The organism is Paenibacillus ihbetae (genome assembly GCF_002741055.1).
In the GTDB taxonomy this organism is placed as follows: Bacteria; Bacillota; Bacilli; order Paenibacillales; family Paenibacillaceae; genus Paenibacillus_AQ; species Paenibacillus_AQ ihbetae.
In genome coordinates, this window is the sequence record NZ_CP016809.1 from 2,662,214 (window position 1) to 2,681,777 (window position 19,564).

The window sequence follows — 19,564 nt, forward strand, 5'->3', positions numbered from 1 at the left end:
GATAAACCCTCTCCATAGAACCGGCAGATCCACCCGAAAAAAAGATTATGGAAGCGCATTCGAATTGCGTTACAATAGAAGGCAAACGATGTCCATTTTCACGTTCCAGGTGCGCATGCAAGCCGTTACTCTTGAAATGCTCCCTGGATCCCTAAGGAGGAATAGGCGCATGATTCAAGGCATTGCCCATTTGGCTTTCGATGTGGCCGACATGGAGAAATCCCTGCACTTCTACTGCGGCATTCTCGGATTCACCCGCGCGTTCGATATTCCGGACGATCAGGGCCGGCCATGGATTGAGTACATTAAGGTCAGGGACGGACAATTCATCGAATTGTTTTACGGCGGCCGGAACAAGCCGGAGCACGTGCAGCAGCCGATCGGCTTCTCGCATCTCTGCCTGGAGGTCCGCGATATCCATGAGATCGCCGGGCATCTCCGCAAGCATGGCGTCCCCCTCGACGTGGAGCCTGTGCAGGGCAAGGATCACAACTGGCAGTGCTGGGCCAAGGACCCTGACGGGAACCGGATCGAATTCATGCAGCTGGATCCGAAATCGCCTCAGATGAACTGCTAATGGATTTTTTACAGAAGGGCACTCATTCCTTGAGCCGGCTTAGAGACGTACCGTCCTAGCGGTTGGCCTAAACATCCGGAAGCATCGGCTCGGCCAGGGCTGTTCCGCGGGGCGCGCTCCCTGCTGAGCAGCTCTTTTTTTCTCCGCAAAAACCGGGCTGTTCCCCTCTCTCCTAACCTCTTGCCAACTTCTGTTAATCCGGCTACAATAGAACCACCGTATTATTCAAATTTGAATAATATGAATCGATTTGCATATGAAAAAAGGAGCATACATATCATGAATGCACAGCAAAGCAACATCAAGCTCGTTGTGGCCGGGCTGCTGCTCGGGATCTTCATGGCCGCAATCGATAATACGATTGTCGCCACGGCGTTATCCACCATCATTCGCGATCTGCAAGGCTTCGATCAAGTGGTGTGGGTAACCTCGGTGTATATGGTTGCCGTCATGGCCGGTACGCCGATCTTCGGCAAGCTGTCCGACATGTATGGACGCAAGCGGTTTTTCATCTTCGGGCTTGTCGTCTTCCTTATCGGATCCGCCTTATGCGGAATGGCCGGAAGCATGACCCAGCTCATTATTTACCGGGCCATTCAGGGCATTGGGGGCGGCGCCCTCATGCCGATCGCCTTTACGATCGTGTTCGACCTGTTCCCGCCGGAGAAACGGGGAAAAATGACGGGCCTGCTCGGCGCCGTCTTCGGGACCTCGAGCATCATGGGGCCTCTTCTTGGTGCCTTCATCACCGACAGCATTGGCTGGGAATGGATTTTCTATGTCAACGTTCCGATCGGGATCGTAGCCTTCATCTTCATTATGACGGCATACAAGGAATCCCCTTCGCACACCAAACAGAAGATTGACTGGACGGGAGCGGCTACGCTTGTCGGCGCCATCATCTGCCTTATGTTCGGCCTGGAGCTCGGCGGCCAGACCTATCCTTGGGACTCCCCGCAAATTCTGGGACTGTTCGCAGGCTTCCTCGTCCTGTTCATCGTGTTTCTGTTTGCGGAGACCCGCGCAGCCGAGCCGATTATCTCGTTCCAGATGTTCCGCAAGCGCCTGTTCGCTTCAAGCAATCTCGTCGCCCTGTTCTATGGCGCCACCTTTATCGTGGCGACCATTTACATCCCGATCTTCGTCAGCGGCGTATACGGCGGCAGCGCCACCAATTCCGGGCTGATCCTGATGCCGATGATGCTCGGCAGCGTAGTCGGGAGCCAGCTGGGCGGCATGCTGACAACCCGTGCCGCATTCCGGAACATTATGATTCTGTCCGCGGTATGCTTTATTGCAGGAATCTTCTGCCTCAGCACCATCAGTTCGGAAACCCCGCGTTATTTGCTGACGGTCTATATGGTGCTGACAGGCTTTGGCGTCGGATTCTCCTTCTCCGTGCTCAGTATGGCCTCCATCCATAACTTTGACGCACGGAAGCGGGGCGCCGCCACGTCAACGAACTCCTTCCTCCGCTCCTTCGGGATGACGGTCGGAATTACGATATTCGGCATCATACAGCGCAACGGCCTGAATAACCGCCTCGCCGATTTGGGCGGAAACGCCCCTGCGGGCGCCGACCTCAGCGCCGATGCCATCCTGTCGCCTGAGGTGATGAGCCAAATGCCTCCTCAGGTGCGGGAGCAGATTATCGGCTCGCTGGCGGATTCCGTTGCACGTACCTTTATGTGGGCCCTGGTGCCGGCTGTACTTGCTCTTGTCTTCGTGCTCATGATGGGCAAAGAGCGGGTTATCGTTCCCGGCAAGCAGACCAACAATGCGTAAGAGGGCATAGCCTATGTCGATGAAGCTGGCGATTCTCGGGCTGCTGCTGGAGGGCGACTACCACCCGTACGAAATTCGCAGCATCATGAAGGACCGCGGCATGGACCAATACACCAAACTCCAATTGGGCTCCCTATATTATGCCGTGGACCGGCTGGCCGAGGAGGGCTATATCGAAGCGGTAGAAACGATTCAGAGCGACAACCGGCCCGACAAAACCATTTACCGGATCACGGATGCCGGCCGCAAGCATTTTGAGCTGCTGCTGCTGAAGAAGTTCAGGGATATCGAGCCGGTGCACCATCCGCTCTATATCGCGCTGCCCTTCTCCCGACATGCGGATCCCGAAGCCCTCGGCCCGATCCTTCAGACCCGGATTCGCGATGCCGAGCACCGCGTCAATCAGGCGTATCAATTGTATGTGGAGCACCGCGGCTTCGTTCCCCGAAGCACGCAGCATCTGATGGTCGGAATGTATGAGCATGCGAAGACCGATCTCAACTGGCTGAAGCGACTATATGCGGATGTGATCGATGGACGGCTCGGCATTAAGGGAGATCCGCTGCCGCTCGATGAGGATGAACGCTGATCGGACATTGAACGGATGTTGAAAATGAAAAAGAGCGAGGCCGCCTGTAGGGGCGCCTCGCTCTTTTTGTGTATTGTCAGATTTAGAACAGGAACTCGTCCGGATTGGATCCAAAGCGCTTGTTCTCGTTCAAGCCGTCGATAGCTGCCATATCCTCGGCGGACAGCTCGAAATCGAAGATGTTCGCATTCTCGCGGATACGATGCTCTTTGATTGACTTCGGAATGACGATCACGCCGTTCTGAATATCCCAGCGCAGAATGACCTGTGCCGTCGTCTTGCCGTATTTCTCGGCGATCTGCGCCAGTACCGGATGATCCAGATTGCCCTGCATCAGCGGGCTCCAGGCTTCGAGCACGATGTTGTTCTCGCGCGCATAGGCAAGCAGCTCCTTCTGGGAGAGCAGCGGATGCAGCTCGACCTGATTCACGACCGGAACGACGCCCGTTTCCTCGATAATATGCTCCAGATGGCGGATTTGGAAGTTGCTCACACCGATCGAGCGGACAAGCCCCTCTTTTTGCAGGTGAATAAGTGCCTTCCATGTCTCCAGATACTTATCTCTACCCGGCCAGTGAACCAGGTACAAATCCACGACTTCCAGACCCAGCTTCTTACGGCTCGTTTCAAAAGCCTGCAGCGTCTTCTCGTAGCCCTGATCGTCGTTCCACACCTTGGTTGTAATGAACAGCTCGTCCCGAGAAACTCCGGATTCGCGAATGGCTTGCCCTACACCCTCTTCATTGCCGTAGATCGCAGCTGTATCGATCATGCGGTATCCCGCGGCAATGGCGGATTTTACGGACTGAATAACCTCTTCGCCTTCTTTGGTCTTCCATACGCCGAGGCCCAGCCAAGGCATCTTGACGCCGTCATTCAAAGTAGGTCCATCGGTAAAAACTTGATTGGCCATTCTGAAATCCCTCCTGATTATGTAATGTCATGCGGTTAACGCCGCTTTCTCCAGTATATCAAATTCCAAGTATCCCGCTCAACGTTAGTCGTTACCCGCCGTCCATAGCGATTTCTAAACTTGCTTTAAACGGGATTTAAACTTGGACATGTACAATGGAGGCAAGCTTACAACACAGGAGGATTGCCGGATGGAGAAAGTAACGCTGGTCATTGCGCTCGCCGCACTTGCGGTAGCCGCGATTCTTTTTATAGGCAACATTTGGAACAACGGGATTGCATCCGCCTTTTCCATGAATTCCCGCGCGAAAAAGTACGCCGTTGTGTCATTAATCATCTACGCCGCTTCCATCAGCTGCTTCGTGCTTCTCAGGAATATCTAACGCGGGTAGGTCTTGGAGCTAAAACGCGAAAAGGGCTGATCTCAAGGCAAATAGAAACAGTGCCCCAAAGACCAGCCCCCGCTTTTGGGTTAACAAGCGGTCCGAACCGTCAGTCAATATTTACGCTTGAAAATGCCGAAGGTCAGCAGACCGCAAGCAGCCATGAACAGATACGGACCTGCCGCTGCGCCCCGAATCGTTTCCCCGAAGAATTCGATCGTCTTGGACGACACGTACATGATGGTGAACACCACGGCCAGCAGCGCAAAGCCGTATGCGATAATCTTGTTCATCCGCTTGCCGCGTACCACCTTCACGAACGGATAGATATAACACACGATAAAAAACACCCCGCCCTGAAGAAACCCGTTCTCCGCAGCGATTCCGATATCCAGCCAGTTGAAGAAGAAAGAGGCCAGCGCGAGGCAGGTGGCGATAAAAATGATTTTGCCGCCCAGATCCCATTCCATAAAACGAAGCTTCATTCCATTACACTCCCCTAGCCCGTGTCCATCGCCGCCAAGGGGCGGGATGAACCGTGGACTTCAACAAAGTCAGGGATAATTATACCGGATTTTGTCCGGGGGCGGTAGAGAAACTACGCGTCCTGAGAACCGTTCAGCCACACGGTTTTATCGGCTGCCGGCTGGCGCTTGCCTTGCTTCGGCTCCATATCCTGATATCCGATATACAGGAAGCCGAGCATCTTGCCATTCGAGCCCAATCCGAACGCCTCATTCATAAGGGCGTGGAAGCATGGCTCTCCTGTTCTCCATACAGCACCGAGTCCAAGGCCATGGATCTCGAGGAGCATGTTCTGGATGGCGGCGAATACCGCGCCGTACTCCTCAATCTCAATCACTTTAGGATCCGTGGAGGGCTCGACAGCTACCCCGATCACGACCGGGGCACGGTATGCCTTCGCGCGTCCCGACTCACGGGCGGCGGCAATCCCTTCTTCGCTGGTGTCTCCTGCACCTGCAGCTTGAATGTCGCCGAGAGCGTTACCGAGTACATCCCGGCCCTCCCCCTGCATCACAAAAAATCGCCAAGGCTCCGTCAATTTATGGTTCGGCGCCCAGGTACCCGCTTCAATAATTCGCTCCAACAGCTCCTGCGGCACGGCATCAGGCTTTACTTTGCCGATACTGCGGCGCGTGCGGATCGCTTCACTTACGTTCATATCCTGCATCCTCCTAAGCATATTATCGATATTAGGCCTTCCTATGCCTTCGCATAAGCCAGCAGATTCATTTCTCTTTCAGAATCCGGCTTTCACCAATGCCTAATTGAGAGTCTATCTCAATTATACCAAAAAGAGAAGAGGCTCACGAATTGCCCGGGACGCTCCCGAGACGCATCCGGGTCAGGGCCGGAATGCGCAGGTATAACGAGGGTAAATTGACCGTCTGATAATTAATAGGGTGAATTCATCTTTAGCAGGAATCAGCATCCACTTCATTTTTGTCATATATTCCTGATATCTTCGGTTTTAGATGAAAAATACCAGGCTAATTCTCTCGATTTTCATCTAGTAATCCATGCCATTATCTGGGATAATGAGCATTAATATATACTAGAATTGGAGGATGATTTATGACTGCAAAGAGACGGATGACCCCTGAGGATCTGTACCGGATGAGCTGGGTGAACGACCCGGTCGTATCACCTGCCAGCGGCGCTATTGCTTATGTACATAAGACCGTTAATGAGAAAAAGGACGGCTACCGCTCCCACATCCGGCTGTTCCCGGCCGGGGCGGATCAGGATATTCCGTTCACCGCGGGCGAAGCGGATGGCGCCCCGGCTTGGTCGCCGGACGGTCAACAGCTGGCTTTCCTGCGCAAGAAGGACCACAAGCCTCAAGTATGGACGATGCCGGCAAGCGGCGGCGAAGCTCGCCCTGTTACCGATTTGAAATATGGCGTCAGCGCCTTTAAGTGGTCGCCGGACAGCAAGATGCTGCTTGTGCGAAGTGAAGTGGCGGATGCCGCGCAAGAGAGCGGAGATGAAGAAGCGCAGGAGCAAGGCGGGAAGGATAAGCTGCCGGAAGAGAAAATCTACAACCGCATCCGATATAAAGCCGATGGCGCGGGGTTGTGGAACGGACGCCGGTCTCATCTGCACGTCGCGGATCTTGCGGCCGGAGAAACCAAGCAGCTGACGGATGGCGAGTTCGATGTGCAGTCCTTTGCCTGGTCGCCGGACGGCACACGTATCGCTTATAGTGCCAGCACCGCTTCCGAAGACGATCCCGATCCGGACTTCCGTCTGACGAACGATGTGTTCGTAACCGAGGCGTCCGGCTCCAACGCCCGCCAAATTACGGATGGATCGCTATCCATCGGAACGATCGCTTTCACGCCGGACGGCCGTCACGTTCTCCTGCTCGCCAGCGATCTGTCCTGCGGATTCGCCACCCTCTCCAAGATTCATCTGGTTCCGTTAGCGGGTGGAGAATCCCGTATGCTCTTCCCGGACATGGATGTCCAGCTTGGCCATGCCGCTGTCAGCGATATGCGTACCGGGGCGGGCACGCCGCCGCTGTTCAGCAGAGACGGCCAATCGGTATATCTCCAGCTCAGCCAGGACGGCGGCGTGCACATCGGCCGCTTTGCACTGGACGGCTCCTCCTACGAGCTGGTCGTATCCGGGGAACGCGAGGTTTATCAATTCGCCCTGACTCCGGAGGAGAACATCGTATTCGCCGCAGCCGATTCCCTGCAGCCCGGCGATTTGTTCCTCTACTCGTCAGACAACGGCAGGGAGAAGCGGCTTACGGAGTGCAACAAGGAGCTGTGGGATGAGCTTGACCTCAGCAAGCCGGAGGCATTCACGTTCCGCACCTCCGACGGCTGGTCGATCCAAGGCTGGATCATGAAGCCGGTTGATTTCCAGGAAGGCTCGAAGGTTCCGGCGGTGCTTGAAATTCATGGCGGACCGCAGGCAATGTACGCGCACACGTTCATGCATGAATTCCAGCTGCTGGCGGCTGCCGGTTATGCGGTATTCTACACTAATCCGCGCGGCGGACATGGTTACGGGCAGGTTCACGTTAACACCGTCCGGGGAGATTATGGCGGCCGCGACTACCAGGACCTCATGGAAGCCGTGGATTATGTCCTGGATACCTATGATTACGTGGACGGCTCCCGCCTTGGCGTAACCGGCGGCAGCTACGGCGGCTTCATGACCAACTGGATCGTCGGCCATACCGACCGGTTCCAGGCAGCGGTCACGCAGCGCTCGATCTCGAACTGGATCTCCTTCTACGGCGTCAGCGATATCGGGTATACATTCACGCATGACCAGATCTGGGGCAACCCGTGGGACGATCTGGAGAAGCTGTGGAAGCATTCCCCGCTCGCCTACGTGAAGAACGTGAATACCCCGCTCTTGATTCTGCATGGGGAGCAGGACCTTCGCTGTCCGATCGAGCAGGGCGAGCAGCTGTTTATCGCCTTGAAGAAGCTCGGCAGAAAGACGCAGCTCATCCGTTTCCCTGGCGCAGACCATAATCTGTCCCGGAGCGGCCATCCGCATCTGCGGGTAAGACGCTTGAGCCATATCGTTCGCTGGTTTGAGGAGCATATCGAGCGTTAAGATCGATATCATCGGCTGCTTCGCCCCTAACTTCACAATGCCCCTTGCAATGTTCATTGGAATGCATCGCTTGCTAATGAACATTTCAGGGGCGTTTTTTTGTGTTCAAACAAAAAAAGTCCGCCAGGGCATCCCTGGCGGCAAGTGTATAAAATGGTGGAAGGAACTTCATAAGTTCAGTAGGATGACCGAGCCAACAGACAACAACGCGTTTACACTTCAGGCGTACCGTACGTTTCGAACCAGCCCTTGATCGTATTGAAATCGTCGGTAAAGGACAGGGAGAGCAGCAGCAGGATCCGCGCTTGCTGCGGGCTTAAATTGTCGCCCGAAATAATGCCTTCTCCCCCGCCGTAGACGCTTCCCGAACCGGTGCGGGTGGTCGTTACGAAAACAACGCCTTTCTCAATCGCCTCCTTTCGTGCGGCGCTCATCTCACGGGAGATGCCGCCGGCTCCGGTGCCCGCCGTGACGATGCCTTTCGTGCCGTCGGCGACAAAGCCCTTAATCGCGCCTCCCCCAGCTTGCTGGTAAGAAACCGCGATCTCCACCTTAGCGAGATCGACTTTCGAAATTTTGCTCAGATCGAACACCGGCTTGCCCTCGCCATCCGCCTTCGTTGCCCGAAGCGGTGCGCGGTAAATGCGGATATTCTCCTCATCAATGTAACCGACGGCCCCGAGCATCGGCGTCTCGAACGTGTCCGTACGATAGTCGTTGGTTTTCGTGACGCCGCGGGCCAGATGTATCGTGTCGTTGAGCATCAGCACCGTCCCGAACGAGGCGGTGCGCCCGCTGCCCGCCAGCTTGATGGCATTGTACAGGTTGGCCTGGGCATCGGAACCGATCACCGTCCACGGCCTCATCGCCCCTGTAATGACGACCGGCTTGTCGCTCTGCACGGTCAGATCAAGGAAATACGCGATTTCCTCCATCGTGTCCGTCCCGGTGGTTACCACCACGCTGTCATACGTCTCAAGCGCTTTGTCCACCGTCAGCGACAGGTCGTATAAGTCTTCCATCGTATAGGCGCTGGAGCCGGAGTTGCCGAACTGGAGCGCCGTCACATCGGCAACTTTATCCTTGTTCGGCAGCTCGCCGACCATATCCTCAATCGCCAACGTTCCTGCTCTGTAGGACTGGAAGCTGGTCGCATCCGTCGACTGCCCGGCAATCGTGCCGCCTGTTCCAATGACGAGCACATTCGGACGCGTCGACTGTTTAGAAGCCTCGGACAACGGCGGAACCGTCGTATTCCGTCCCGGCGCCGCAGCTGTCGATGCGGGTGCAGGCGTACTAACCGTCCCTTTGACCTCCGTTACCGTCTGGGCATATGCCGCATAGCTGCCGACCGGGGTTAACGAAATGACTAGTGCGGTTAAAGCTGCCGTGCTCCAGACGGCTATAGGGTGATTGGTTCTGGACTTCATGATCGCACGCTCCTCTGATGTCATATTCTCTAACTCAATACTATGTATTTATTGAGTTCATTCTATTTTATGTTAGTTAATATCACAAATAATAAATTCCTTCAATTAAGCGATTACATCTAATTAAATCATTGTTTATCACCCTTTAATCGGCTTTTATCTTTAATTTTCGATTTGTGAACACCATGTTTACGACTGCATAAGTTCACCTTGCATGTCACTATATATAACATTAATGACGTATGTTATTTTCACAGCATAAAAAAGCTCGCCACTAGGCGAGCCGTTTTTATATGCTTGTTTGAATTTTCAAATTCTGTACATTGTACATCACTCGTTCTGTTGGCCCCGTATCTTATTCACCTTAACCCCCGCCGCCCATTGTCCCGTTTAGATCAATCTCAATCTCTACCGGCAGGCTCCTCAACGGCACCGTCTTCCGTTACCCGATACTCCATAATCTCCCCGTCCGTCATGTAGTACAGCGAGGCAGACTGCACGGTCCTATCCTCCCCGAATGTCACAAAGAGCTGTTCCTTCATGCTGCCGTTCGACAAGCCTTGGACATCGACCGATACGGCCTTCTCCGGGTACTGGTAGCCCTCCTTGGCGAAGTCGTACTGCCATGTTGCGGTGCCGCCGGCTTTGCCCGTCGTCTTGGGCTCCCCGAGCCGCGCCCGGATGTCGTCCATCGTCTTGCCGACGAACGGAAAATCCTTTAACGAAGCGTCGGGAGCGCTCTCAACCGGAGCCTGCGATCCGCCATCGCCGCCTGCTGCCTTCGCCTTATCATTCCGATCCGGGGAGCTCCCGGCCGAGGCTGACGAGTCTCCCGGCTCTGGTCCTTCCGCGGCCGGCTCCTCTCCCTTTCCCGTTCCTTCTGCTGCCAGCCCGGTTTCCTTCGCCTCATCCCTTGCCGGCTCGGCTTGCTCCTCGCCAGCTTTCTCTGTCTCTTCAGCAGACGGCATCGACAGCTCCAAGCCTTGGGTTCCGGCGGTGTCCTCTGCACCTGCCGTCTCCTTCACCTGCTCGGGAGCGCCGCCGCTGCAGCCTCCCAATACCAACACTGCCAACGCGGCAGCCAGCACCAAGCTGATATTTCTCATCTCTTTATTCTCCTTCTCCCGCCTGTTTTTCACCGGCATTCGTCGTAATGTGGAACTCCTTCATCATATTGTGGAAACGCGCCCCGTAGCCTTCAGCCGCTTCAAGGAAATACTGCTGCTTCACCACAAAGCTTCCGCCCTGTCCGTTATCGAAAATATAGTAGCGCACGATCGGATCATTCCATTCCTTGCCGCCCGTCCCGCCGACCGCCCGGACTTCGAAGCCGTTAACCGGCTCCTGAATGGCTTCCGCCTCTACCTTCGGCTGATCCGACAGCTCGGCTTCCAGCCGTTCGGATACCGCCTTTGGCGCTTCCTGGTCCTGCGAAATCTCCATGTACACTTCCGGATAGCGGTCATCCTCCGGCTTATGGACGGGCTCAATCCGGTCCACGCCTTCGCCCTGAATCATTTTGAACCGGCTTTCGTCAATATAGATGACGTAATCGGCGCTCTCATGCAGGGAATCCACGCTCGTCTCCGGCGAGCCTTCCAGCTCCTGCTCCACCGTCTTCTGGGGAGCGAACCACTCCTTCACCTGGTCGATAAATGCCTGCACCGGCGGTGTTTGGACGCTCAAGGCCAGCACAATGACCGCCGCTGCAGCCGTTCCGACCATCCAGCCGGCCGTCTTTCTACCCGGGCGGCGCGCCTTCGTCTTCCGCGGGGCGAACGGCACCGCGGCCGGCTCCGAAGACTGCGATGCGCGCTCGCTGTGAATCCGCTCCCTAATCGACGCCCATATCTCATCCTGCTGCTTCATCGCGTCCTCCGTCCCTTTTTCCAGGCCGTCCTTCAACTGTTTCTCCCATGGCTCACGTCCCATGCTGACTCCCTCCTTGTCTCTGCAGCATCCATTCCTTCAGCTTCTTCCGCGCCTTGAACAACCTTGATTTCACCGTATTGACGTTCAGCTCCATCATGTCCGCGATATCCTTCTCCGCCAGATCATTCAAGTATTTCAGCACGATGGGAATCCGGTGCTCGTCATCCAGCCGCTGTACCATCTCATAAACTTCGCCGTGCCTGTCAAACTCGTAGGTGTCCGTCTCAGCCGGCAGATCCTTCTCCTCGGAAATTTCCGAAGGCACCATCTTCGCATGCTTCTTCAAGTAACGGTTGCATTCGTTATAAAGAATCCGGTGAAACCAAGGGTCGAACGGTCTGCTCAGATCATACGTCCCCAAATTGCGGTATACCCGGATAAAGGTCTCCTGGACGACATCCGCGGCGCTCGCCGCGCTGCCGGTAATCGCCGTTGCCGTTCGGATCGCCCGATCCGCATACAGCCGGTATAGCTGTTCAAACAGCTCGTCACTATATTCCTGTTGTAATCGTTGTATCAGGTCGTGTACCAACCGCGCCTGCCTCCTTTCCAATTGGCCAATCACTTAAGATACCCCGGCATGGCTGCGAAAAGTTTTCGATTTATTATTTTTTCTCATGACAAAAAAAGGATACCATGCTGCAGTGCAGTCACAGTACCCTTTTCGTGTTTGTTATTTCGCTTCCGTCTTCAAGTCGTCCAGCATTTTATCGTTAAAGCCGAACATCCAGGTCAGCACGAAGGTAATCGCCATCGCCGTCAGGTTGCACAAAATGTAGAGCGGCAGCTGGCTGTTCAGATACAGGAGCGTACCCGGAATAACCGTAATCGCCATGCCGGTTGCCTTCAAGTGAAAGATCGAAGCCATGAAGCCTCCGATGCCCCCGCCGATCAGACCCATGATAAAAGGCTTCACATATCGCAGGTTCACCCCGAATATGGCCGGCTCCGAAATGCCGAGAAATGCCGAGAACGAAGATGGCAGGGAAAGTGCCTTCAGCTTCTTGTTCTTCGTCTTCATGCCGACGGCAAGGCAGGCTGCGCCTTGAGCCGCCATCGCGCTGGTAACGATCGCGTTGAACGGATTGCTTCCCGTCTGCTCCAGCAGCTGGATTTCCAGGAAGTTAAAGATGTGATGAACCCCCGTCACGACGATGATCTGATTGAAGAAGCCGATCAACAGTCCGGCGATGCCAAATGGAAGATCCAGCAGATACGTGACCGCGCTCAGGATGACGTCTTCAAGCGAGTGGAAGATCGGGCCGATCGCAAACAGGCCCAGAACGATCATCACCAGCAGCGTGACGAATGGCGTTACGATCAGATCGATCGCTTCAGGAATGCGCTTTCGCAGGAAACGCTCGAACTTCGCTCCGAGCAGCCCCATGAAGAATGCCGGCAGCACCGACCCCTGATAACCGACTACCGGGATAAAACCAAACATAATAAGGGCTTCCTCGGACCCGTTAGCCACACTGTAAGCATTAGGCAGAGCCGGGTTGACGAGCATCAATCCCAGCACGATACCGAGCACCGGGCTTCCGCCGAATACTCTGAAGGTCGACCAGGCGACAAGGGCAGGCAAAAACGCAAACGCCGTATCGGTCAGCACCTGGGTGAACATCAGGAAATTAGCCGAAATATCGTCCGGCGCCATCCCGAACCAGGCAAGCACCGTCTCTTGGGTCAAGAGGCCCCGCAGCCCCATGAACAGTCCCGTAGCGACCAATACCGGGATGATCGGAACGAATACGTCGCCAAATGTGCGGATCGCGCGCTGAAGCGCATTGCCCGATTTTTTCGCTTCGGATTTCAGCTCTTCTTTGCTTGTGCTCTCCAAACCAAGGTTCTCAACTTCTTCAAAGATTTGGTTGACGGTACCGGTGCCGAAGATGATCTGATACTGGCCGGAGTTGAAAAACGCACCTTTCACCTTGTCGATATTCTCGACCTTCTTCTGGTCGATCTTCTGCTGATCATGAACCATAATGCGAAGCCGGGTGGCGCAATGGGCAAAGGAAGCGATGTTCTCCCTGCCGCCGATGGCTTCAACGACCTGCTTAGCAATCTCGCGGTTATTAGCTGCCATGCTCATTCATTCCCTTCCATATCATTTACGGCATGCGCCAAATCCCATTTGGCTACCTTCAAGCCGGCACTGCCGTTATTGGCGAAAAACCGAATGCCCGTGCTGTCCGGGTGTGGAAAAATACGACTAGTAAACACTTCTTCCCCGTCATTGATAAAGCACTCCACCGAGGAAGTGTCCACAAACAAATGGAGCTTGAGGGACTTCGTCTGCACTCTGCATGACCGGGTCGAGCCGTACTTGCTGTCGATCCTCTCGCCGGCCTCCGAGCGATCAAGCGTCAGGATTTGCCGCTCGAAGTCATAATGAATGACGGTACGCTCCGTTTCACCGGCCCGAAATTCGATGCCTACGGATTCGGCGTTCACATCGGCAAACTCGCAGATCAGCTCGAATGCGGTTCCGCTCACACCTGCATATGACTTTTTCTCATTCGTTAAAGTGTCCTGTACCTCGCGGCGCTCTCTTCTCAGCTTCTCCAGCTCCCGCACAGGCTGCTGCACCAGCTTGCCGTCCCGAAGCTCCAGTGTCCTCGGCAGCGTCAGACAGTGCGCCCAGCCGTGCGAATCCGTCGGGTAGCCGATCTCCGCCTGCCCCATCCAGGCGACCAAGATCCGGCGCCCCTGATCATCCTCCATCGTCTGCGGCGCATAGAAATCAAAGCCTCTGTCCAGCTCATGAAAGGCGCCGTGTTCAAAATCCAGCGTCTCCCGGTTCAGCGGCTTGCCGACCAGGTAACCGGATTGGTAAACATTCCGGAAGCGATCCCCATCAGGCTCTATCCCTTGGGGGCAGAAGAGAAGAACTCCCTGGCCATCCATCTCAAAATAATCGGGGCATTCCCACATGTAGCCAAAATGCTTCAGCCCGGTCTTGATCTCCCCGGCGAAGCGCCAATCGAGCAAATCCGGAGACTCATACATGACGGCGGTCCCGGTGGCGTCCTCCCTCTGGGCGCCGATGACGCAGCGGTACAGATCGGGATCCTTCCACACCTTCGGATCGCGAAAATGCTCGGTATAACCTTCAGGCACATGATCGATGAGAGGCTCCGGAAGCTTGGTGACAGCTCCCGCTGCATCCATGACGGCCATGCACTGGAAGGAGCGTCTGTTCCAGTCCCGATCCCTGGTATTTCCCGTGTACATCAGGTGCAGCTTATCGTCCTTCACGATGCCGCTCCCCGAGTAGGCTCCATACCAATCATGGGGATCCTGCGGCTCGATCGCGATTCCGGCATTGCGCCAAAAGACCAGATCCTTCGATGCCGTGTGGTACCAATATTTGAGCCCGTGGTAAGTTCCGAGCGGAAACCACTGATAGAACAGGTGATACTCTCCTGCAAAATAAGCAAACCCGTTCGGATCGTTCAAAAGGCCGGTGATCGGCTGAATGTGATACGTCTGCCTCCAGCCGCTATCCTCCACCTTCTTCCTCAAGGCGGACATTTCTTCGGGAGAAGCCTGTTCCAGGCGGCGGTATTTCTGTTCTCTGTTCATATCCTTCTCCTTACTGGTCTGTTCTTAACAACATCACAACAGCGACATTGTAGTGGAACCGGTTCCAACATGAGGTAAAAATAATGGACGCAGTTCCAAAGTGCTTCAACACTTTGGAACCGGTTCCGATGCTTTGAGTATAATCGATTCTATTCGATATTGTCAACGCTTTCGCGCTCGATAAATTCATAATCCAGTACCGTCAGGGTGTCGACGGATTCCTCTTGAACAAGCTTCATGACTTGACGCGCCGCCAGTCGCCCTGCAGCTGCATAGCCGTATTTAACCGTCGTAAGGCCGGGATGAATCACTTCGGTCACATCGTAGCCCCCAAAGCCGGTAACCGAAATATCCTCCGGAATCCGGATTCCCCGCATATGCGCCGCCTTCATCACTCCAAGCGCAATATTGTCCGTTGCGCATACGATGGCCGTTGGACGCCGGTCCCGGTTATCCAGGATAAGGGAAGCGGCTTCTACCGCTGCCGACATCCTAAACCCGCTCTCATAAAAATCGGCCGAGGCGCCGGCCTGCTCCTTCAGCGCTTGCTGGAACCCATGCTTGCGCCGCACTCCAACAGCCACGTCCATCTCGGTTACCCCCAAATAAGCGATATCCCGGTGTCCCTTGGCTAAAATATATCGGCCGATATCATACCCCGCCGTGTAATCGTCATAAATAATGCTGTGGACATCCTCATGCTGCTGACCGAGAAAAATGACCGGGATCCCGATTTCGTCGATCGCCGTCAGATGGGATTCCGTGATCTGCGTAGCGAACAAGACAATTCCCGATATTTTTTGCCTTGCCAGGTCATACAGGGCCTCGATCTCCCGCGATAGATTCTGGCTTGTGTTGATAATCAGCAGCTGGTAGCCGTTCTCCCTCAGCTCCTCATCCATGCCGGTCACCGTCTGTGATGCGGCGAAGGAATCCAGCCGGGGTACGATCGCGCCGATCATGCTTGTCTTCTTGGCCTTCAAGCTTTGGGCGAAGGAGTTTGGAATGTAGCCCGTTTCCTTGATGACATGCTCGATTTTCCGCCGGGTAGCCTCGCTGACGGAACCGCCGTTCAGGTAACGGGACACCGTGCTTTTGGCCACGCCTGCGATTTTGGCGATATCTGAAATGGTAGTGTTCATTCTTGTCCTCCACCCATGACGTCAACGGCCTGTCCCGCCCCGAGAATGGTTGCGATATGTCTGCACACAGTACTCTCTCCTTCATCCTCTGTTTCCCCTAAATATAACATGCAGGCAGGGATGCGGGAAACTAAGGGGGCTGGTAGTGAACAACTTAGCTGTTGACAGGGGTACATTGAATTCCTAACTTCAAAACCAAATTTCTTGAGGATCTCTCATTACTGCTACCCTCTCCCCCTCCCCCATTTTCCTACTTTGTATCTGTTCTTTCCAAGAATTATTCGAATGATGTTCACGTTCTATCAGATTTTTTACTCCAAGGATGTAACATTTATCAATTTCAAACTGTTATGTAAGTTAAATGCAAAAAGAGGTACTGCTATGCTGCTGTACCTTTCTAGGTAATAATAGCATCCGGTTATTACCCAGATACCGCCAAAACAGATACTGATCAGGGTCTACCTCATCTTAAAAACGGAATATTAAATAGGAGGCAGCTATGTGTTATTTTATGCATATTGTAGTAGATCGTAATATCCCGGATTCTATTATCGGGGAATTCATCGACATGAATATCTATATTAGGGACATAACAAAGGGTGTGGAGCATAAACATCCAGAGAAGTACTATTATGATATTACCAACCAATGCTCCTGCGATTTTGTCTCTTCTGACCCCAAAAGAAATCAGGCTAAAGAAATAAAAGAGTTATTTCAAGCATTACATTTATGTACGGATATTACCTTCTGCATTATCTTAGATAACAATAAATATACCAACTTACAATTGGAAATACAGGACATTATCTCTTCACTACCAAATGAAGAATTGGATTATAACACTTTTATGGATTTATATCCTGACCAATTGGAAAAGGATAGAGTTTATCTAATTCGTTGAAACGATGGTTTATGCAGATACGAAGATTTAAATTGTATAAAAGAAAAAGCCCGCCTGATGCAATCGCCTCTCGAAAAAGAGAGTGTCCCAAAGTCTTCACGATGACTTTGGGACACATTTTGGGCCAAACCCCACCAATTAAAACAAAGCGCAGTCTTGCTTTCGTTTTAACATACAATCCATGTTCCACATTGTTGCATTTATTACACCTACACTCCGGCAGCTGCCACCGATTCCCCCGGCATTTTCACGGAATCCGCAGGTGCCTGCGATTCCGCCTTGCGCAGACACTTCTGTCCCCGCCATCGGAAATAGGATAAGACGCCCCGCAAGTATTCGTCGGCAATCATGCAGGAGTAGATGCCGATGAGCCCCCATCCCATATAGATCCCCAGCACGTAGGACAGGACCGTCGCCACGATCCACATCGAGCCGAGGGAGATATACATCGTAAACCGCGTATCCCCCACTGCATTGAGCGAGTTGCCCAGCGCCATATTGAGCATTTTACCTGGCTGAAGGATCAGGTTCATGCCGAGCAGCGACGCGCCGATCGCAATGATCGTCTTGTCATCGGTAAACAGCCCGAGCAGCTGCTTACCGAATATATATAGCACGAATGCATTTACGATCACGTAAATCGCGCCGATGCCGAGCGCACGATATGCGCTCCGGTACGCTTCCCGGGTTCGGCCGGCCCCGTACAAATGCGCGATCTGGATCTGGGCCGCCATCGCAATGGAGGAGCCGAGCAGGAAGCAGAACGATTCCAGCGTATTCATGTACGTACGCGCTGCCAGCTCCGCTGCCCCTAGCTGCGCGATGAACGAGTAGATGACCAGCTGCGAGAATACCCAGCAGGACATATTGATGCCGAGCGGCCAGCCGATCTTCAAAATTTCGCCGAACAGCGGACGGTCAAACACCCGGAACTCCTTCCACTTGATCTTGTATTCGAACGCGCGCAGGAACATGTACAGCAGCATCAGCACCGCGAGCAGCCGGCTGGCCACCGTAGAAATCGCCACCCCGGTCAAGCCCCACTGCGGGAAGCCGAAGGCGCCGAAAATAAAGCCATAGTTCATGATGACATGGATGACGTTCATGCCGATCGCCACGTACATCGGCCCGCGGGTATTGCCCGTGTTGCGAATGACGGTGCTCATCGTTGCCATCATGGCGATCAGCACCATCCCCCCGCCGACAATCGAGATATAGGTGCCGGCAAGCGGCAGCAGCCGGTCCGGCAGCTGGAGCATGGAAGCAATCGCCTCAGGCATGGCGAACAGAATCACGCTGCACGCCAGGCCGATCAGGGTCGTGACGCTCACCGCCATGATGCCGATCGTCCGGGCATCGCCCGTTTTGTACGAGCCGATCTTCTGCGCGATCAGAATCCCCGCCCCGCTCGCCACCGTCATGAACAGCGTCGTCATCGCCTGGAACAGCTGGTTCGAGAAGCCGACCACCGCCACCGCGTCATCGGAAATGCGGCTGACCATCAATGTATCCACCGCTCCCAGCAAAAACTGCAGGAACAGCTCTATAAATATGGGCCATGCCAGAACCCATAGCGTAAATTTTTTTGTATCTTTATCCAACATTCCAACCTCCACCCATGATGTAAGGGTTACACGCCAAATTCGCTTCAAACGGCGATAACCTTTTCAAATTATAGATGGTATACTAGGGTTATAATATCAGTATCCGAACGTAAATTATAAAAAATCCAACCTCACTCATCACGAAAGGGCTTTCTTTATGACGATCCTGAATTTTACCGTTCCGCCGCTGCCGGTCTATATTCATAGCGGACTCACCCGTGCCCCCGTGAATGGAGGGCATCCGAACCGTAAAAACATCGGCATCTTCGACCTGCTTGTCGTCGTCAAGGGGCAGCTTGACGTGACCGAGAACGGCCATCCCTATGAAATCAGGCAGGGCATGTTCCTTATTCTGCGTCCCGACACCCACCACTTCGGTACAAGAGGCTGCACGGAGGAAACGGACTATTATTGGCTGCACTTTCAGTCGTCGGGGCCATGGAGCGCGGAGGAATCCGGCGATGCTTCGAGAAGAGAAGACATCGTGGAGCTGAAGGCGATGACACCGAACTATTTTTCCGTCAAAATCCCGCAATTCGGAAGCCTCCCGCAGCCGGAAAAGGCGGTGGAGCTGCTGGCCACGCTAAACGCCTTGGTCCAGCATGGGCAGCAGGCCAAATTCCTATGGCGGCAGCAGGTCGTCTTCCAGGAGCTGATCGAGCAGCTTGCCGCCGCCCTGGATGCGCCGATCTCCACGCCTTCCTCCGCCTGCGCCGATCGGGCCGCCGCCTATTTGCGAAAGCACTACAAGGAGGAGTTCAAAGTGCAGCAGCTAGGGGAGCGGATCAATTTCCATCCGGTGTATATCGCACGCTGCATGCAGAAGGAATACGGCTGCTCGCCCGTCGAATATTTGCAGCACTACCGGATCGAGCAGTCAAAGCTGCTGCTGCTTCAGACAGACCTGAGCATCAGCCGCATCGCGGAAGAGGTGGGGTTTAACCATGCGGCCTACTTCACCTCCTGCTTCACCAAGCAGGAAGGGATCTCGCCTCGAAAGTACAGGCAGCGTTTCTTTATGAGTTAATGTTATTTTGATTCCAGATAGGAAAATCACTTGCAATTACGCGGGAAGTCTTTATAATAAACAGTAGTTACATGATAATGATTATCATTAC

General features: G+C 54.1%; 18 protein-coding genes. 7 read left to right on the forward strand and 11 right to left on the reverse strand.

The window, feature by feature from the left end; all coding sequences use genetic code 11:
• The first annotated feature begins 169 nt into the window (after nucleotides 1-169).
• The 3 genes from BBD41_RS11950 (at nucleotide 170) to BBD41_RS11960 (ending at nucleotide 2,951) form a co-directional block, all read left to right on the forward strand.
• Nucleotides 170-577, forward strand: coding sequence for a VOC family protein (locus tag BBD41_RS11950; protein WP_077570045.1), 408 nt, complete (start codon nucleotides 170-172; stop codon nucleotides 575-577).
• Between the two features lie 279 nt (nucleotides 578-856).
• Nucleotides 857-2,362 carry an MDR family MFS transporter gene (locus tag BBD41_RS11955; protein ID WP_077570047.1) on the forward strand — a complete coding sequence of 502 codons (1,506 nt, stop codon included), beginning with the start codon at nucleotides 857-859 and terminating at the stop codon, nucleotides 2,360-2,362.
• 13 nt (nucleotides 2,363-2,375) lie between these two features.
• Nucleotides 2,376-2,951 carry a PadR family transcriptional regulator gene (locus BBD41_RS11960; RefSeq protein WP_099477723.1) on the forward strand — a complete coding sequence of 192 codons (576 nt, stop codon included), beginning with the start codon at nucleotides 2,376-2,378 and terminating at the stop codon, nucleotides 2,949-2,951.
• 82 nt (nucleotides 2,952-3,033) lie between these two features.
• Here BBD41_RS11960 and BBD41_RS11965 read toward each other — a convergent pair whose 3' ends face one another.
• Complete coding sequence (locus tag BBD41_RS11965; RefSeq protein WP_099477724.1) at nucleotides 3,034-3,864, reverse strand: aldo/keto reductase; 831 nt, start codon at nucleotides 3,862-3,864, stop codon at nucleotides 3,034-3,036.
• Nucleotides 3,865-4,054: 190 nt separating this feature from the next.
• Between BBD41_RS11965 and BBD41_RS11970 the strand changes: the two genes are divergently transcribed.
• Complete coding sequence (locus BBD41_RS11970; protein ID WP_099477725.1) at nucleotides 4,055-4,246, forward strand: hypothetical protein; 192 nt, start codon at nucleotides 4,055-4,057, stop codon at nucleotides 4,244-4,246.
• Nucleotides 4,247-4,359: 113 nt separating this feature from the next.
• On the opposite strand, the gene BBD41_RS11975 is transcribed toward BBD41_RS11970, so the two are convergent.
• Nucleotides 4,360-4,731: a hypothetical protein gene (locus tag BBD41_RS11975; RefSeq protein ID WP_077570055.1), complete on the reverse strand. Its 372-nt coding sequence runs from the start codon at nucleotides 4,729-4,731 to the stop codon at nucleotides 4,360-4,362.
• A 113-nt stretch (nucleotides 4,732-4,844) separates the two neighbouring features.
• Nucleotides 4,845-5,429: a nitroreductase family protein gene (locus BBD41_RS11980; protein ID WP_099477726.1), complete on the reverse strand. Its 585-nt coding sequence runs from the start codon at nucleotides 5,427-5,429 to the stop codon at nucleotides 4,845-4,847.
• Between the two features lie 413 nt (nucleotides 5,430-5,842).
• Here BBD41_RS11980 and BBD41_RS11985 point away from each other — a divergent pair, with 413 nt between their 5' ends.
• Complete coding sequence (locus BBD41_RS11985) at nucleotides 5,843-7,849, forward strand: S9 family peptidase (RefSeq protein ID WP_099477727.1); 2,007 nt, start codon at nucleotides 5,843-5,845, stop codon at nucleotides 7,847-7,849.
• Nucleotides 7,850-8,061: 212 nt separating this feature from the next.
• Here the strand turns inward: BBD41_RS11985 and BBD41_RS11990 are convergent, their stop codons facing one another.
• The 7 genes from BBD41_RS11990 to BBD41_RS12020 form a co-directional block, all read right to left on the reverse strand.
• On the reverse strand, nucleotides 8,062-9,279 hold the full coding sequence (locus BBD41_RS11990; RefSeq protein ID WP_206098300.1) for an asparaginase: 1,218 nt from the start codon (nucleotides 9,277-9,279) through the stop codon (nucleotides 8,062-8,064).
• Between the two features lie 401 nt (nucleotides 9,280-9,680).
• Nucleotides 9,681-10,385: a hypothetical protein gene (locus BBD41_RS11995; RefSeq protein WP_099477728.1), complete on the reverse strand. Its 705-nt coding sequence runs from the start codon at nucleotides 10,383-10,385 to the stop codon at nucleotides 9,681-9,683.
• A 4-nt stretch (nucleotides 10,386-10,389) separates the two neighbouring features.
• Nucleotides 10,390-11,211 carry a hypothetical protein gene (locus tag BBD41_RS12000; RefSeq protein ID WP_099477729.1) on the reverse strand — a complete coding sequence of 274 codons (822 nt, stop codon included), beginning with the start codon at nucleotides 11,209-11,211 and terminating at the stop codon, nucleotides 10,390-10,392.
• Complete coding sequence (locus tag BBD41_RS12005; protein ID WP_099477730.1) at nucleotides 11,201-11,743, reverse strand: RNA polymerase sigma factor; 543 nt, start codon at nucleotides 11,741-11,743, stop codon at nucleotides 11,201-11,203. The genes BBD41_RS12000 and BBD41_RS12005 overlap by 11 nt, the downstream gene beginning before the upstream one ends.
• A gap of 141 nt (nucleotides 11,744-11,884) precedes the next feature.
• Nucleotides 11,885-13,306, reverse strand: a complete 1,422-nt coding sequence (locus BBD41_RS12010; RefSeq protein WP_077570067.1) for a sucrose-specific PTS transporter subunit IIBC — start codon at nucleotides 13,304-13,306, stop codon at nucleotides 11,885-11,887.
• Complete coding sequence (locus BBD41_RS12015) at nucleotides 13,303-14,799, reverse strand: glycoside hydrolase family 32 protein (RefSeq protein ID WP_099477731.1); 1,497 nt, start codon at nucleotides 14,797-14,799, stop codon at nucleotides 13,303-13,305. The genes BBD41_RS12010 and BBD41_RS12015 overlap by 4 nt, the downstream gene beginning before the upstream one ends.
• Before the next feature lie 149 nt (nucleotides 14,800-14,948).
• Nucleotides 14,949-15,941 carry a LacI family DNA-binding transcriptional regulator gene (locus BBD41_RS12020; protein ID WP_099477732.1) on the reverse strand — a complete coding sequence of 331 codons (993 nt, stop codon included), beginning with the start codon at nucleotides 15,939-15,941 and terminating at the stop codon, nucleotides 14,949-14,951.
• A 568-nt stretch (nucleotides 15,942-16,509) separates the two neighbouring features.
• Here BBD41_RS12020 and BBD41_RS12025 point away from each other — a divergent pair.
• Complete coding sequence (locus BBD41_RS12025) at nucleotides 16,510-16,842, forward strand: hypothetical protein (protein WP_157929291.1); 333 nt, start codon at nucleotides 16,510-16,512, stop codon at nucleotides 16,840-16,842.
• A gap of 209 nt (nucleotides 16,843-17,051) precedes the next feature.
• On the opposite strand, the gene BBD41_RS12030 is transcribed toward BBD41_RS12025, so the two are convergent.
• Nucleotides 17,052-18,446 (reverse strand): MATE family efflux transporter, encoded by a 1,395-nt coding sequence (locus BBD41_RS12030; protein WP_099477734.1) that lies wholly within the window; start codon nucleotides 18,444-18,446, stop codon nucleotides 17,052-17,054.
• 157 nt (nucleotides 18,447-18,603) lie between these two features.
• Between BBD41_RS12030 and BBD41_RS12035 the strand changes: the two genes are divergently transcribed.
• The gene (locus BBD41_RS12035) at nucleotides 18,604-19,473 is read left to right on the forward strand and encodes an AraC family transcriptional regulator (protein ID WP_099477735.1); all 870 of its coding nucleotides are present in this window, start codon (nucleotides 18,604-18,606) and stop codon (nucleotides 19,471-19,473) included.
• Nucleotides 19,474-19,564 lie beyond the last annotated feature (91 nt).

Coding starts and splice junctions, on each gene's coding strand:
- BBD41_RS11950 (WP_077570045.1), top strand. CDS start 170: ATGATTCAAGGCATTGCCCATTTGGCTTTCGATGTGGCCGACATGGAG.
- BBD41_RS11955 (WP_077570047.1), top strand. CDS start 857: ATGAATGCACAGCAAAGCAACATCAAGCTCGTTGTGGCCGGGCTGCTG.
- BBD41_RS11960 (WP_099477723.1), top strand. CDS start 2,376: ATGTCGATGAAGCTGGCGATTCTCGGGCTGCTGCTGGAGGGCGACTAC.
- BBD41_RS11965 (WP_099477724.1), bottom strand. CDS start 3,864: ATGGCCAATCAAGTTTTTACCGATGGACCTACTTTGAATGACGGCGTC.
- BBD41_RS11970 (WP_099477725.1), top strand. CDS start 4,055: ATGGAGAAAGTAACGCTGGTCATTGCGCTCGCCGCACTTGCGGTAGCC.
- BBD41_RS11975 (WP_077570055.1), bottom strand. CDS start 4,731: ATGAAGCTTCGTTTTATGGAATGGGATCTGGGCGGCAAAATCATTTTT.
- BBD41_RS11980 (WP_099477726.1), bottom strand. CDS start 5,429: ATGAACGTAAGTGAAGCGATCCGCACGCGCCGCAGTATCGGCAAAGTA.
- BBD41_RS11985 (WP_099477727.1), top strand. CDS start 5,843: ATGACTGCAAAGAGACGGATGACCCCTGAGGATCTGTACCGGATGAGC.
- BBD41_RS11990 (WP_206098300.1), bottom strand. CDS start 9,279: ATGAAGTCCAGAACCAATCACCCTATAGCCGTCTGGAGCACGGCAGCT.
- BBD41_RS11995 (WP_099477728.1), bottom strand. CDS start 10,385: ATGAGAAATATCAGCTTGGTGCTGGCTGCCGCGTTGGCAGTGTTGGTA.
- BBD41_RS12000 (WP_099477729.1), bottom strand. CDS start 11,211: ATGGGACGTGAGCCATGGGAGAAACAGTTGAAGGACGGCCTGGAAAAA.
- BBD41_RS12010 (WP_077570067.1), bottom strand. CDS start 13,306: ATGAGCATGGCAGCTAATAACCGCGAGATTGCTAAGCAGGTCGTTGAA.
- BBD41_RS12015 (WP_099477731.1), bottom strand. CDS start 14,799: ATGAACAGAGAACAGAAATACCGCCGCCTGGAACAGGCTTCTCCCGAA.
- BBD41_RS12020 (WP_099477732.1), bottom strand. CDS start 15,941: ATGAACACTACCATTTCAGATATCGCCAAAATCGCAGGCGTGGCCAAA.
- BBD41_RS12025 (WP_157929291.1), top strand. CDS start 16,510: ATGAATATCTATATTAGGGACATAACAAAGGGTGTGGAGCATAAACAT.
- BBD41_RS12030 (WP_099477734.1), bottom strand. CDS start 18,446: ATGTTGGATAAAGATACAAAAAAATTTACGCTATGGGTTCTGGCATGG.
- BBD41_RS12035 (WP_099477735.1), top strand. CDS start 18,604: ATGACGATCCTGAATTTTACCGTTCCGCCGCTGCCGGTCTATATTCAT.